Genomic DNA, 13876 nt, shown 5'->3' on the forward strand with positions numbered 1-13876 from the left:
GTCAGGCGGCCTGTGTTCCGCCCCCCGCATTTTCCGCCTCGGCCTCACGCAGGGCCTGCGCGGTCAGGCGCTGTTCATTGCGGCGCAGGAACACGGCACTCGCCACAAGCCCCACCGCAACCGCAAGGCCAAGCCCGATACTCGCGGGCCCCGATACCTGCGTGACCTTGCGGCCCAGGTAATACGCCCCGGTGGCGTACCCCCCTGCCCAGCACAGCCCACCCAGCGCATTAAAGATCATGAAACGCGGCCAGGGCATGTGGTTGGCGCCGGCCAGCAGCGCCACGAAAACACGCAGCAGGGCGATAAAACGCCCGAAAAACACGATGCCACTGCCATGGTGGCGGAACAGGAAGCGGCCAAGCAGCAGCCTCTGCGGCGTAAGCTTGATGCGGCTGCCATATTTCTGCAGCAGCGGCAGCCCCACCCTGCGCCCGATCATGTAACCGATATTATCGCCAATGACGGCGCCCATCACGGCGGCAAGGGCCACCCAGCGGATATCGAGCCGATGGGTGGCGGCACAATAGACGGAGGCGGAAATGATCAGCGTCTCGGCAGGCAGCGGCAGGCCCATGCTTTCCAGCATGACAATGAACGTAATGACCCCATAGCCATAATGCTGGAACAGGTATTCGAAATGATGCAGCAGCGTTCAGTCCTCCGTGCCGGGCAGGTCATCATGATTTCTTAGCGGAACATAGACAGGGCATGCCCGGACCAGATACGCGATACAAAGCCGCAAGGTGCCTGTACCCCCGGCCTGGAATCCGGTCGGTACAATGGGTGAAACAGGCGCAAGGCAAAACCGGATTTAACGAATATCTGCCACCCGTTTTTTCAACCATCCGTTAAGATGGCCCATAATACCGGCCCCGTGATACGGGCCAGCCCCATGTAACCGCGCCATGAATACACAAGAACCGGCAGCGTTGGCCCTTACCTGGCATGCCTGCCCCTCATGCACGCAAGCAGAGCCGCTCCTTTACAAAGGCGATGTCAGCGCGTGATGCCAGCTCCAGCACCGCATCATCATAACCGGACAGATCTTCGGCCAGCCAGTCGTGGCCAGGGCGGTGCATCTTCCACACAACGGCCTGCCGCGCGCTGCCCGCCACCCGGCTTTTCGAGATCAGGCACACGAGGCCATCACCCCTGCCCTGCTGCTTCTCCCATAACGCAAAAACCGCATCGGAAAACCCAAGGGCGGCCAGCAGCACATGGGTCCGGTACCAGTCTTCCACATGCAGGGAATTGACCCAGCATTCCCGCCCCGTCCCATCAGGGCTGGCCTTGCCCGCGGGCAGGGCCGTGCGTGCGCGGCAATAGGCCAGGTACGTGTATTCCCCTTCGTTTACAATGCCCGCATCCAGCACCGGGGCGAAACGACGCGCCACCCGCAGCGTGGCATGGGCAGGCACCCGGGCCAGGGTGCGCAGCATCCGCTCATTGGCACGCATGGGTAACGCCCCGCCTGCCGCCTAACGCCGGATCCACTGCCGCCGCTCGGGCGCGCGGCGTTCCCAGCCGCGCCGCTCGAGTTCGGGGGTGCTGGCGGGAGCCGCCGGGTAGCCCACGCACAGATAGGCCACGAGTTCGAGTGCGGGGTCCATCTCCAGCACGGCCGCAACCCGCCCGGGGTCGATGATCGAGACCCAGCCCACCCCCACCCCTGCCGCGGTCGCCGCCAGCCAGAACGTATGGATGGCCATGACGGTGGACCAGGTGGTGGTCTGCGGCATGGTCGCCCGCCCCAGTCCGCGCCCCTGGGCGGGATCGGGGTGGGAGAACACGGCCACATGGTGGGGCGCATCATCCAGCCCGGCCAGTTTCAGCCGCGCGTAGCGCAGGGCATCCGGCCCGTCACGGTCGGCCAGGGCAGCTTCGTTGCAGCGGGCAAAATCAGCCCGGACCGCAGCCCGCCGGGCCGGATCATCCACGCGCACGAAGCGCCACGGCTCGCTCAGCCCGACCGAGGGCGCAAGGCAGGCGGTGCGCAGCAGGTCATCGAGCACGGATTCGGGCACCGGGTCGGGGCGGAAATGGCGCACATCACGCCGCCAGCGCAGCAGGTCGCGCAACTGGTCCATGAAGGGCGATGGAAATTCCGGCGGGGTAGTGGTCATGCCTGTTTGTGGTTCATCGCAGCCCGTCTGTCACCCCCGGCCCCTCATCACCCGCACCGGGCAGGCCCGTGGCGGCCGCCGGGGGAATGCCTTCCTCCTGGATTGCGGGCGTGGCGTAGGCGGGGTCTTCACTGAACTGGGCCGAGACTTCCTTGATCTCGTCAAAACTGGCCTTGTACCAGTCCACCTGCGTCATGGTGTGGCTGCGCACGACAAAGCTGAGGAAGGTCGGCTCGGACACGGCATAGCCATACAGCGCATCATCCTGCCCCGCCCGGTTGCGGAACATGAACCGGCACGTCGCCGCATCGGTATAGCGCAGGAAGGTATGGTAGATGATGGTCGGCACGATCTCGTGCATGGCCTGGCCGATATAGTATTCGGGCCGCTTGTTGATGAGGTCGGTCGTGGCGTTATCGAGAATGCCTTCGTTTTCCAGCGCGCCCGCACTCTGGGCAAAACGGGCGGGATTGACGCGCACCGTCACCTCGCAGCGCCGCACATGGTAGGCGGAGGAAACCGTAATGCCGAATTTCTCGTAATCCGGCATCTTGTTGAAGGCCGTTGTCGCCGCCCCGGCAGTGCCCCCATGCGCCAGCATGGCAAGGCCAATTCCCCCCATGCAGTTCAACATGCGCCTGTGCATCGCCCTGTGCCTTCCTGTTCGCCCGCGCCATGCGGCAGTTATGAATATGGCGGCACACCGTGATGCGCCGCCATATACAATATCACAGGACTGGCCTGCCCGCAGGCAGCAGTTTCAGGCCCGGTCCCACCCGCGCAGCGCGAGCAGCGAGGGGCTACCTTCCATGCCGCAATGGCAGCCCGAGGGCACGGCCACGCTGGGCAGCGTGGCGAGCAGCATCATCCCCTGCTTGCGATAGGCCGCACCCACCCACGCACTCACGCGCTGGCGGAAGGAACGGATCGGGAGGGAGGGGGAAGACGGGGAAAATCCCACGGCGGGGACAGGAGAAAAACTACGCATCAAGGCGTTTCCCGTGAGCCTAGCGGGCGATACTGCCGCATGCTGCTCCTGTTGCTCTACTACGCCGCAACCAACGCCTTGCACATCCGATATTTTCGCAGATTTACGGGCCGATCCATGCTGTTTTCGCAAGGCTTATTCCGGCGGGTGTTGCGCGGAAAATACACCCGCCGGAGGCCGCAGCGCTCAGATGCAGCCAACCTGCCAGCCAGCCCGCCATTCCTGCCCCGACTGAAGGTGGAACACACCCGGGCGGGTGGAAAATTCACCACTGAACCCCACCGGGCTTGCAATGCCGTGCCAGGGCTCGATGCACAGGAAATCACCGCCCGGCTTCATCCACAGGCCCAGATAGGGAAAGCCCTCCCATGTCAGCCGCAGGCCCGGCCCATCGGGGATGTGGTAGGTCAGGCCATGGCTGGCCAGCTGGTCGAGAATCAGCGCGTCCGGCGCAAACAGGGCCTCGTCAAGCGCCAGCGTGCGGCCCCTGATCGGGGTTGGCAGGGCTTCGGGCAGCAGCAGGCCGCCTTGCAGGCGGCGGATGGGGGCAGGCTCGGGCGCATCAAAGGTAATGACATGCCGGTTCTTGGGCACATCGGGGGCGAGCGGCCAGATGAAGGCGGGGTGCGCGCCAAGCGAGGCGGGCAGCACGCGCGCGCCATCGGGGTTGGTCACGCAGTAGCGCACCGACAGGGTGCCGTGCTCGATCCGGTATTCGATGACGAGGCTGAAGGCGAAGGGGAACATTTTGCGCGTCTCGTCCGTATCGACGAGTTCGAGGCGGCAGCCGGTCTCGTCACGCGCGAGCCAGCGGAAGGTGCAGTCGCGCGCAAAGCCATGCTGGGTCATGCGGTAGGGCCTGCCCTCCACCCAGGCGGTATCCTCGACCAGCCGCCCCACGATGGGGAACAGCACCGGCGACTGCCGCTGCCACGGCGCGCCGCCGCCCCACAGCAGGTCGCGCCCGCCCGCGCGCAGGGCGCACAGTTCGGCCCCCTTGGCGTGCACGCTGGCAGCAAGGCGGCCATCGCCAAAACTATGGGTATTCTCGGTCATGCTGGCGGCTCCATCAGGTTTCATGATGAAGCTACCATGCACGATCAGGGTGCCGCCTGCCTATTGGCGTGATGCAGGGCTGGTGGCCGGAGCGGGTGCTGCGGCAGGCTGCTGCGCGGGCGGCGTGGTGCCGGGGTTGAGCCGAATGGTCAGGCGCTCGACCGAGAAGGCAAGCCGCGCGCCGCTGCTGGTTGAGGTGAACTTGATATAGATGCCGTTATTGTTTTCCATGACGGCACCGCCCTTGCCCGCCCCCATCGTGGCCTCGCCCTGCACGGACCAGTACGTGCCCTCGATATCGGACACGCGATACAGGTTATAGACGGTGCCCACCGCCCTGGTGCGCGAAAAACCGATGGCAGCCCCCGAGCCACCCCGGATGCGGAAGGGATAGTCATGCCCCTCGAAGGTCAGCACGCCCTTGCCCCATGATACACCTGCCCCGACATCCGCCGCCGAAATGGCAAAGGTGATCGTTCCCGTATGGTCACCAAGCGCATCCGCCGCGCGGGCATGGGCGCACAGCGGACCAAAACCGGACAGGGATATAACAGCCGCGGTAGCGGCCACATATGCTAGGCGCAAAAGCAAACTCCCTGACTTCTGGCGATATGTGTCGCCCGGCTCCATGAAGGATTGGCATGGCTTCCATGCCGTAACGCCAACAGTGCCGCACAAATAGCAGCCATGCAAACCCTATCATGGACTTTATGCCAGGCGGCCCGGCTTTACGGCCTGGCAGGCGGGGTCAGGCGCTCGATCTGGGCGCGGGCCTCGCCATTGGGCAGGGCAGCGGTGTGCAGGTTGACGTAAACCTGCCCGTTCTGCAGCGCCTGCGCCTGCTCGGCCGAGAGCAGCACCGAACCGTGCTGGCCTGGCTTATAGGGGCCGGGAATGGGCACGAGCACGCCCGCTTCCTCGCCTGCCGGGGCGGGGCCATGGAAATGCGCCGCCGTGACCGGGCCGCTCAGGCCGCTCCATGTAATGACATACTTCACGAGGTTGGTGCGCGTGTTCAGCGCGGCCTCGACCTTGCCCTCGGGGTGGGATGTCGCACCATGTTCGCCTGCAAAATGCCCTTCAAGACGCACGACCGACGCCAGCGCGGGCGAGGCGAAGGCAACACTGGCCACGACGAGGGCCGGCAGGGCGGAAAAACGGATCATCTCTCTGACTCCAGTGCGGGGGGGTGGCCCGCATGCCTTGTTTCCGGTTTTTATGGGATATGCGTAACGTGAATGCGTATCACATGCATGAACCCCCGGGCAGCGCAACACAAATCCCTGTAGGGCCATGATGTTGCCAGATACTTAATCCTGATGGCGCTTTTTTTTCAGATATCCAGCGGGCGGGGCCGCTCCATCCAGCGCATGTCGGGGATGAGCCATCCGGCAAGGCGGCGGTAGCACAGGCTGCGGCGGGGCCATAACAGCCCCTTAAGGCCCGGCGTGGTGACATCGTGATCAGTCATCCTGTCATCCCTCTTTTACCATCAGGAGATTGCCTGAAAAGGCAGGCCCGATCATGCCTTGAAATGATGAAAGTTTTTGGGTGCCGCCTTTTTGAAAAAAGCTTCACCAAAAATTTTTATCAAGGCGTTGTTTTAAAATACCCTTTCATGAAGGCGCGTGTCACCACGGATGGGAATCCGATATGAACCGCCCGGCATCGGTAATCATGCCAATGGCGAAGTAACACGCCGCGACACCAAGCAGCATCAGCAGGGCAGGAATGATCATGCGCATGCCTGTGCTGTGCCACCGCGCGCAGCACAGCGCAAGGGTTCAGCCAACCCCCGTGCCGCCCGAGGCCGCATAGACCTGCCCGGTGATGTAGCTGGCCTCAGATGAGGCCAGGAGCACGTAGATCGGCGCGATTTCCGCCGGTTGCCCGGCCCGGCCCATCGGGGTCTCGCCACCGAAATTGTGGATGTTCTCCTCCGTCTGCCCGCCACTGACCTGCAGCGCGGTCCAGAACGGGCCGGGGGCGACAGCGTTGACGCGGATGCCCTTGTGCACCATCTGCTTGGCCAGCGACTTGACGAAGGCGACAATGGCCCCCTTGGTCGCGGAATAGTCCAGCAGGATCTCGGACGGGCTGAACGCATTGACCGAGGCCGTGGCAATGATCGCGGCCCCGCGCGGCATGAGCGGAATGGCAGCCTTGCTCAGGTGGAACAGCGCATAGATATTGGTGCGGAAGGTTTCGTCGAACTGTTCGTCGGTAATATCAAGAATGCTGGCCTGATGGCGCTGGCGGCCCGCGTTGCTGACCAGTATGTCCAGGCCGCCCAGTTCATCATGCGCGCGCTGGACAAGCTGGGCGCAATATCTGCTGTCACGCAGGTCACCGGGGAGGGCCACCGCCTTGCGCCCGGCCTCGCGGATGAGGGCCACGACCTCGCGCGCATCGGGTTCCTCCTGCGGCAGGTAGGCTATGGCCACGTCCGCGCCCTCGCGGGCATAGGCAATGGCGGCGGCACGCCCAAGGCCGGAATCACCGCCGGTGATCAGCGCCTTGCGCCCGGCCAGCCGGCCCGCGCCACGGTAGCTCGTCTCGCCATGGTCGGGGCGGGGGTTCATCTTGCCCGCAAGGCCGGGCCAGGGCTGTGACTGCTCGGGAAAGGGCGGGCGGGGATAGGCGTTTTCCGGGTCGACCAGTGGCGGGCGGGGCGCGGCCATTTCGGCGGCCTGCGCCCGGCTTGAGGCCGCCGCTGCCGTTACAAGCCCCGCCGCTGCTGCCAGCACGGTGCGGCGGGAGGAGGCGATATGGCTGTCATCTGGCATGGGGCAGGCTCCGTATCTGTAACAGGGGCGCTTGTGGCCCCGGGGCTACAGATCAAACAGTGCGCCTGCCGCGCGGTTGCATGCCGGGCGGGTTTTGTGACCGTCCGGTGCCAAAAGGACTTCGTGGAAATCCTATCGGGTCAATATGTTGCACATGGAAAGATGCCGCCTTTTTGAAAAAGGCGGCACTCAAAAACTTTTATCCTTTTCAGGCCAAGGCGGCGATGCCGGTGATCTCGACCTTCCATTTCGGGTTGGCCAGGCGGGCCTCCACCGTGGCGCGGGCGGGCTTGCTGGCGGGATCGAGCCAGGCATCCCATGCACGGTTCATGGCTGCCATGTCATTCATGTCGCTCAGGAAGATCTGCACCGAAATCAGGTTTGCCTTGCTGGTGCCGGCCTCGGCCAGGATGGCGTCAATCTGGCGCAGGATGTCGGCGGTCTGGCCTTCGGCATCAAGGTCGGCATCATCGGCAACCTGCCCGGCAAGATAGACAAGCCCACCATGCACGACAGCCCCGGCGAGGCGTTCTTCAGGTTGCAGGCGTTTGATGGTCATGAAACGAATTCCTTATTATTGCAAGTTTCCAGAAATAACACCTTATCAAAATAATAAAAGTTTTCGAATGTCGCCTTTTTCCAAAAAAGCGATGGTCTTCCGAAGCTTTTGTCCTGGTCTATGCGCGCCCCTTGGCCGCCCCATCAGGCGGCAGGTGAAAGCGGCGCGTCACATCGAAAAACCGGGCATTCATGTGCAGTTCACGCACCAGTATTTCCAGATAGGCCACGCTCCACCCCAGATCGAGGCGGCGCGACAGGTTGACCTCGCCATCCACCGCAGCCCGCATCTGCGCAAGGGCCGCGGCCACGATGCGGGCCAGCTCCACCGGCGGGCCGCCCTTCCATGCGCCAAAGGCCGCAAGCGTGCGCTCGACCGTAGCCACCACGGCGGGCGGCAGGCTGCCGCGGGCCAGCAGGCCGCGCAGGCGGATCAGGTTCAGCCCCACCGTCATGGCCGACAGCACGCCATCCAGATACGCATTGGTCTGCGCATCGGACATGGTGGTCGCGTGCCTTACCAGCCGGGCAAAGCCGGTCGTGAGCCGGTTCACCCACGCGCCGGGGTCAGGTATGGCGGGAGCGAGGGCAATGCGGCGCAGGTCGCGCACGATCTGGCGGCGCATGCGCCACCGCTCGGCATCGGGGTCAAAAGGCAGCACGAGGCGAAACACCAGCACGCTGCACCCGATGCCCAGCACCACCGCGCTGTTGGTGTTGAAAAAGGTCAGTTCATCCAGCCGCGACTGGTTGCCCGGATAGACCATGAACGGCAGGAAGTTGTTATAGGGCGCTGCCGTACCCGCCGTGCGCGCATCGCGCAGCGCAAGGCCGCCCACCATCATGGGCACGAACAGCGAGAGCACCAGCGTCTCCCACACCGCCTGGTCGGGCAGCACCAGGAAGGTGATGATGGCCGCGACCAGCACCGCCCATACTGCCCCGCGCAGGAAGCCGATGCTGTCGCGCACCGGGTTTTCATTGGCGGCAAAGCGGCTGCAGGTCACCACCACGAACATGGCGAAGGTCGCGCCATCGGGCCAGCCGGTGCACTCCCACACCAGCCCGCCCATAAGCACCGCAACCGCCGAACGGATGCCGTTATGCCACGCCGCCGTGCGGTCGCGCCATGGGGGGATGGAGAAGTGAAAGTGGTCATGCGCCGGCGCAACCTGTGTTGCCGCCAGATGCGCCAGCGCCGCATCAAGCCGCACCAGCAGCACGCCAAGCGAGGCATTGAGGATGTAGCCATCAAGATGCTGCTGCCCCGCCGCCCGGCCCGGCGGGGTGGGGCCGGATACGGCAATGATGTCATTGACGAGCTGCTGGCGGCATTCCGCCCCAAGGTCGCGCAACTGCGCGCGCAGGGCGGGAATGGCGGCCAGCGGGTCCGGCCCCGCCAGTGCCGCCTGAATGTTGCCGAACAGCGCCTGCGCGCGTGCAAGCGGGGTAACGAAGGCAGACGGCAGGTCGCCCGTGGCATGCATGCGCGCACTCAGCCCCAGCCCGCGCGACATCACTACCGCAATCGAGGCAAGTGCTGCGCGCGCATGGTCGCCCGCGCGGGTGCGGTGCTGCATCTCCACCTCGCTGAATTCGATCTGGTCCGATACGGAAAAGACCGAGCCCAGCAATGTGCGTGACTTGAGGAACGCCCCCTCGTGCCCCTGCATCATGCTGCCGAGCGCCTGTACTGCCTGGCCTATGGCAGCGCCCACTTTCTGGCCGATCTCGCGCCGGGCCACGTCAATCAGGCTGGGGGCGAACACGGCGGCCAGCGCGCTCTCGCACAATATGCCCACAAAGATGTAGGTCGAGCGCGACAGCGCGATGTCAAACACCTGATGCGGCGCATTGGCGGCGTTCAGCGCAATCAGCCCGCTGGTAAAGGCCATGAGCACCAGCGCATAGGAATGGAAATTGCGCAGGAAGGTGGCCAGCCCGCAGCACACCCCCACCCACAAGGCCAGCACGGGAAACAGCAGCCACGCCGATTGCGGCATGGCGGCAATCAGCGCAACACCGGCCACTGCGCCAAGGCAGGTGCCCAAAAGCCGCCACCGCGCCTTGGACATGCTCTGCCCGCGTGAATTCTGGGCCACGATCCATGTGGTCATGGGGGCCCATTGCGGGTCGTCCATCTCCATCCACAGCGCCAGCACGAGGGCCAGCAGGGCGGCGATGGTCGTGCGCAGCGCAAAGCCGAAATCCGCAAGGCGCGGGGCGTAAAGCCAGCGGAACCGCCGCAGCAAGCCATCCGTCATGCCTGGCGCCGCAGCTCCCTGCCCCACCTGCTGCGGGCTGGCGCAATGCCCCTCTCACGTAATCGTGTCATGCCCCTCCCAATGGCAATAACGGGGGCACAAATCTACATGTTATAACGTAAATAGTTTTTCATGTTTCCCAGCCTTTTCGCCGGGCGTTACGGGCGATGGCGCCGCGTGCGCAGGGGGCTGCAAGGATACAGGCTTCCATGTGCAGCCTTTATTTAAAAAAGGCTGCATTTTCCCTGTAGCTTTAGCGGTGGCGGAACATCTCGTACAGCGCCACGGCGGCAGCGTTGGATACGTTGAGGCTTTCCATGTGGCTGCTCATGGCCAGACCCGCGATTTCATCACAATGCTCGCGCGTCAGCCGCCGCAGGCCCGCGCCCTCCGCGCCGAGCACAAGGGCAACCCGGCGCTGATGGAAGGCCGCACCATCCAGAATGCCGCCGCCCGCATCAAGCCCCACCACCCACAGGCCACGCGCCTTGAGCGCATCAAGCACGCGCGAGAGGTTGACCACGCGGATCAGCGGCACGATCTCGAGCGCGCCCGAGGCCGCGCGTGCGAGCGTGCCGGTCTCGTCAGGGGCGTTGCGGTCCTGCATCACCACCGCCACCGCGCCAAAGGCCGCCGCCGAGCGCAGGATGGCGCCCACGTTGCGCGGGTCGGTCACCTGATCGAGCACCAGCACCGGGCCGGGCTGCTCGAGCACCGTATCAAGGTCGGGCGGGGTCAGCATATCGGCCAGCAGGGCCATGCCCTGATGCACGGCGTCAGGGCCGCACAGCGCATCAAGCTGGGCACGCTCGGCGCGGACGGCCTGGATGGGAAAGCCACCTTCAAGCCTTGCCGCCAGGGTTTCCTGCGCTTCCGCCGTGACCAGGAGCTGGCGCAGCTTGCGGGCCGGGTTTTCAAGCGCGGCCTGAACCGCATGCAGGCCATACAGCCAGCATGTGCCGTGTGGAGCCGATGCGGCCCCACGACCACCCCGCCTGCCGCCCCTTTCAGGTGTGGCGCGGGCGGAAGAAGCGGAATGAGCCCCGGACGAGGCGCCACGGCGGCGGGATGTGCGCATGTTCATGATCGCTCTTTAAGCCCAACGGGCACCGGCGTCATTCCCCCAAACGAAAATTGTCGCAAATTTTTCACCCATACCCTTGACTTACCCCCCGCATACCCCGTATTTACCCGCCCAACCTGGAGGGATGCCCGAGTGGCTAAAGGGGGCGGACTGTAAATCCGCTGGTGTACGCCTACGTTGGTTCGAATCCAACTCCCTCCACCATTTTCCTTTTTTTAAAATGACTGCAATCTGCATCACAACGCTGGCGCGCCGGCGCTTTTTGTGTTTTCCCGCCGTGCGAATTCGTTTGTGTATCGGCCATGACCCGAAGCGATGCAGGGCCTATTAGGAAGTTACACCCCCTTCCGCCATAATGGGCTATCAGGTGCCTGCCCTGTCGTGGCAACCCGGTTCGGTTTTATGGATATGATAGGCAAGATGGCGCGGAGAGGCTGGCATAGAATTATTTTCTGCATCGGCCTTGTCTATGCTGTCTGGGCCTTTGCGGTATTCAATGCTGTTGCGCTGCTGCTGGCCCCTGTCGTGCCGCGCAGGTGGCGGGGCACGGTCGGGCGGCGGTGGGTGTGGGTCATGTCGCGGCTTTCGCTCAACGTGCTGCGCGGGCTGGGCGGAATCCGGTGCGATGCGCGCGACCTCAGGGCACTGGCCCATATCCGCAACACCGTGGTGGTGGCCAACCATCCATCGCTGATGGATGCCATGCTGTTCACCGCCTACCTGCCCGACCTTGTGTGCGTGACCAAGCAGTCCCTGCTCGATCACCCGTTCTGTGGCGCGGCGCTGCGGCTTGCGCAGTATCCCGGCAACGACACGCCGCTGCGCCTGATCCGCAGCACGGTTGCACATGCGCGCGCGGGCCAGCCCATCCTGCTGTTCCCCGAAGGCACGCGCTCGGGCCGGGCACAGGTCAATGACGCCTTTCACCCCGCCTTCGCCGCCATTGCCATGCAGGCGGGCTGCACGGTGCAGATCATGGTCATCACCAGCACTTCGCCCTACCTGCGCAAGGGCGCCTCCCTGCTGCGCAGGCCAGCGCTGCCCATTACCTATACCGTCACGCGCGGCGCGACCCTGCCCCCGCAGGCCACCCACGCCATGACATCACGCGAACTGGCAGGCCAGGTGCAGGCCTGGCTGACCGAGGCCCTTGCCCGGCAGGCACCCCATGGAGGCATGGCATGAACCCGCCCGCCCCGCGCCATCTTGTCGTGATCCCCTCCTACAATACCGGCCCGGTGCTGGCGCGCACGGTGGCCGAAGCCCTGGCCTCCTGGCCCGATGTGCTGGTGGTGGTCGATGGCAGCACCGATGGCAGCGCCGACACCCTGCCCGCCCTTGCCGACACCCACCGGGGCCTGTCGGTCACGCACCTGCCGCGCAACCGGGGCAAGGGGGCGGCCATCCATCATGGGCTGCGCTGGGCGCGCACGCATGGTTACACCCATATCCTGACCATGGATGCCGACGGGCAGCACCCTGCCGAACAGATTGGCCGGTTCATCAAGACTTCACGCAGCGCGCCGGCGGCCATGATCCTGGGGCGGCCGGTCTTTGCCGATGACGCGCCCGCGCTGCGGGTGCAGGGGCGCCGGGTTTCCAACTGGTGGGCACGGCTGGAAACCCCGGGCAGTGACATCGGGGATTCGCTGTTCGGCTTCCGGGTCTATCCGGCGGCCGACCTGCTGGCGGTCATGGACACGGTATCGGGTATGCGCCGCTATGATTTCGACCCCGAGGCCGCCGTGCGCCTGTGCTGGCGCGGGCTGGACTGTGTCAATCTTGATTCACCCGTGCGCTATCTCAGCCACGATGAAGGGGGCATCTCCCACTTCCATTACCTGCGCGACAACCTGCTGCTGATCCGCATGCATGTGCGGCTCATGATCATTTTTCTGGGCCGCCTGCTGCTGCGGCCCCTGCGCAGGCGCGCCGCACGGGCGTGAAAGGGCGGCCCCTCACCCCCGCGCGCGGTTGTTGAAGGCCCTGACGGACTCCATGATCGAGGCATGCTCGAAATTGCGGATGCGCCAGCGCCGCACGCCCGCTTCAACCCCGAACATGACCAGCACCAGCGGCAGGCTCGCCCCATGCAGCACCGCGCGCCACCATCCCGCGGGTCCCGCCAGCGCAAGAAGCGCGGGCAGCAGGAGCTGCACCGCAAAGAAAAGGCTCCATGCCCATGTCAGCTGGCGGGTATAAAGCCGCACATCGGGCCGCAGCGTGCCGTGCACCTGTCGGGCCAGCATGGTGACAAGCGGCTCACGGCCGGGCCGCAGGGTGCGCGCGAACAGCAAAAGCAACACGCCCTGAAGCACGGTGTACAGCACCACGGAATCCGCCAGCAGCACAAAACCGGGGGGCAGCACGTATCCAAGCGCCGCAAGGACTGCAAGGCCCGCCCCCCATGCCACGCGCCAGCGCATGACGGATGCCGCCAGCAGCATGCAGCCCGCCATGGCCTGCCCCGTTACCAGCCAGCGCGCGGCAGGGGCCACAAATCCCATGCCCGAGAGCACATGCGCCCCTACACTCGCCACAAACAGCATGATAATGCCAGTTAAACGCATAGAACCGCCTGACCGTAAGAACCCACCATACCAGCATCACACTGAAGAACGATGCACAAAACCCGGCTTCTGTTACAGAATGATTCAGTATTGTTACAGGCCATGGGGCAGGGTATGCTCCGGACCACAAACCTTCTGATATTAATGTAAATAAATAGGCATAAATTAGTGGCGGAAAACCCTCCATCTCCATCAGAAACCGAAGTAGCGGCCCTTATTGTAGAGACCCTGCAACTGGACATGCCCGTCTCCACAATCGATATGGACGCCCCCCTGTTTGGCGATGGCCTTGGCCTGGACTCCATTGATGCGCTGGAACTCTCGCTGGCCATCAAGCGGCAGTACGGCGTGGAACTCCGTTCGGACACTGCCGATAAAGTGGATATCTTCCGCTCCGTGCGCAGCCTGACCCATTACATAGCAGCGCATCCCCCGTCCTAAGCC

The 13876-nt window shown here is 64.4% G+C and carries 17 protein-coding genes and 1 tRNA gene; 4 read left to right on the forward strand and 14 right to left on the reverse strand.

Annotated elements, in window-relative coordinates:
• Window position 1: 1 nt before the first annotated feature.
• From DV027_RS07095 to rlmB, 13 genes are all read right to left on the reverse strand, one after another.
• Window positions 2-589: a DedA family protein gene (locus DV027_RS07095; protein ID WP_130731176.1), complete on the reverse strand. Its 588-nt coding sequence runs from the start codon at window positions 587-589 to the stop codon at window positions 2-4.
• Window positions 590-959: 370 nt separating this feature from the next.
• Window positions 960-1460: a hypothetical protein gene (locus DV027_RS07100; RefSeq protein ID WP_130731177.1), complete on the reverse strand. Its 501-nt coding sequence runs from the start codon at window positions 1458-1460 to the stop codon at window positions 960-962.
• A gap of 21 nt (window positions 1461-1481) precedes the next feature.
• A complete protein-coding gene (gene bluB / locus DV027_RS07105) occupies window positions 1482-2126 on the reverse strand; it encodes a 5,6-dimethylbenzimidazole synthase (protein ID WP_207303440.1) in 645 nt (214 codons plus the stop codon).
• A 13-nt stretch (window positions 2127-2139) separates the two neighbouring features.
• Window positions 2140-2772, reverse strand: a complete 633-nt coding sequence (locus DV027_RS07110; protein WP_242621777.1) for a hypothetical protein — start codon at window positions 2770-2772, stop codon at window positions 2140-2142.
• Between the two features lie 114 nt (window positions 2773-2886).
• Complete coding sequence (locus tag DV027_RS07115) at window positions 2887-3114, reverse strand: hypothetical protein (protein WP_207303441.1); 228 nt, start codon at window positions 3112-3114, stop codon at window positions 2887-2889.
• 186 nt (window positions 3115-3300) lie between these two features.
• Complete coding sequence (locus DV027_RS07120; RefSeq protein ID WP_130731261.1) at window positions 3301-4170, reverse strand: aldose 1-epimerase family protein; 870 nt, start codon at window positions 4168-4170, stop codon at window positions 3301-3303.
• Window positions 4171-4230: 60 nt separating this feature from the next.
• Window positions 4231-4755, reverse strand: a complete 525-nt coding sequence (locus DV027_RS07125) for a hypothetical protein (protein ID WP_408884453.1) — start codon at window positions 4753-4755, stop codon at window positions 4231-4233.
• A 143-nt stretch (window positions 4756-4898) separates the two neighbouring features.
• Window positions 4899-5336, reverse strand: a complete 438-nt coding sequence (locus tag DV027_RS07130) for a CHRD domain-containing protein (protein WP_130731178.1) — start codon at window positions 5334-5336, stop codon at window positions 4899-4901.
• A 167-nt stretch (window positions 5337-5503) separates the two neighbouring features.
• Window positions 5504-5641 carry a hypothetical protein gene (locus tag DV027_RS17460; protein WP_165399136.1) on the reverse strand — a complete coding sequence of 46 codons (138 nt, stop codon included), beginning with the start codon at window positions 5639-5641 and terminating at the stop codon, window positions 5504-5506.
• Between the two features lie 313 nt (window positions 5642-5954).
• Window positions 5955-6956, reverse strand: coding sequence for an SDR family oxidoreductase (locus DV027_RS07135; RefSeq protein WP_275100981.1), 1002 nt, complete (start codon window positions 6954-6956; stop codon window positions 5955-5957).
• 208 nt (window positions 6957-7164) lie between these two features.
• Window positions 7165-7515 carry a RidA family protein gene (locus DV027_RS07140; protein WP_130731179.1) on the reverse strand — a complete coding sequence of 117 codons (351 nt, stop codon included), beginning with the start codon at window positions 7513-7515 and terminating at the stop codon, window positions 7165-7167.
• Window positions 7516-7633: 118 nt separating this feature from the next.
• Entirely contained in the window at window positions 7634-9778 is a 2145-nt protein-coding gene (locus DV027_RS07145; RefSeq protein ID WP_130731180.1) for an FUSC family protein, read from the reverse strand.
• A gap of 253 nt (window positions 9779-10031) precedes the next feature.
• Complete coding sequence (gene rlmB, locus DV027_RS07150; protein WP_130731181.1) at window positions 10032-10862, reverse strand: 23S rRNA (guanosine(2251)-2'-O)-methyltransferase RlmB; 831 nt, start codon at window positions 10860-10862, stop codon at window positions 10032-10034.
• Window positions 10863-10980: 118 nt separating this feature from the next.
• On the opposite strand from rlmB, the gene DV027_RS07155 reads away from it, so the two are divergent.
• The 3 genes from DV027_RS07155 (at window position 10981) to DV027_RS07165 (ending at window position 12808) form a co-directional block, all read left to right on the forward strand.
• Window positions 10981-11066, forward strand: a tRNA-Tyr gene (locus DV027_RS07155).
• A 216-nt stretch (window positions 11067-11282) separates the two neighbouring features.
• Entirely contained in the window at window positions 11283-12047 is a 765-nt protein-coding gene (locus DV027_RS07160; RefSeq protein WP_165399137.1) for a lysophospholipid acyltransferase family protein, read from the forward strand.
• Entirely contained in the window at window positions 12044-12808 is a 765-nt protein-coding gene (locus DV027_RS07165; RefSeq protein ID WP_130731183.1) for a glycosyltransferase family 2 protein, read from the forward strand. The genes DV027_RS07160 and DV027_RS07165 overlap by 4 nt, the downstream gene beginning before the upstream one ends.
• Before the next feature lie 12 nt (window positions 12809-12820).
• On the opposite strand, the gene DV027_RS07170 is transcribed toward DV027_RS07165, so the two are convergent.
• Complete coding sequence (locus tag DV027_RS07170) at window positions 12821-13411, reverse strand: COG4648 family protein (protein WP_130731184.1); 591 nt, start codon at window positions 13409-13411, stop codon at window positions 12821-12823.
• Between the two features lie 189 nt (window positions 13412-13600).
• Between DV027_RS07170 and DV027_RS07175 the strand changes: the two genes are divergently transcribed.
• Window positions 13601-13873, forward strand: coding sequence for a phosphopantetheine-binding protein (locus tag DV027_RS07175; RefSeq protein WP_130731185.1), 273 nt, complete (start codon window positions 13601-13603; stop codon window positions 13871-13873).
• Window positions 13874-13876 lie beyond the last annotated feature (3 nt).

The sequence above is a fragment of the Komagataeibacter xylinus genome (genome assembly GCF_004302915.1).
GTDB classification, from domain to species: Bacteria; Pseudomonadota; Alphaproteobacteria; order Acetobacterales; family Acetobacteraceae; genus Komagataeibacter; species Komagataeibacter xylinus_C.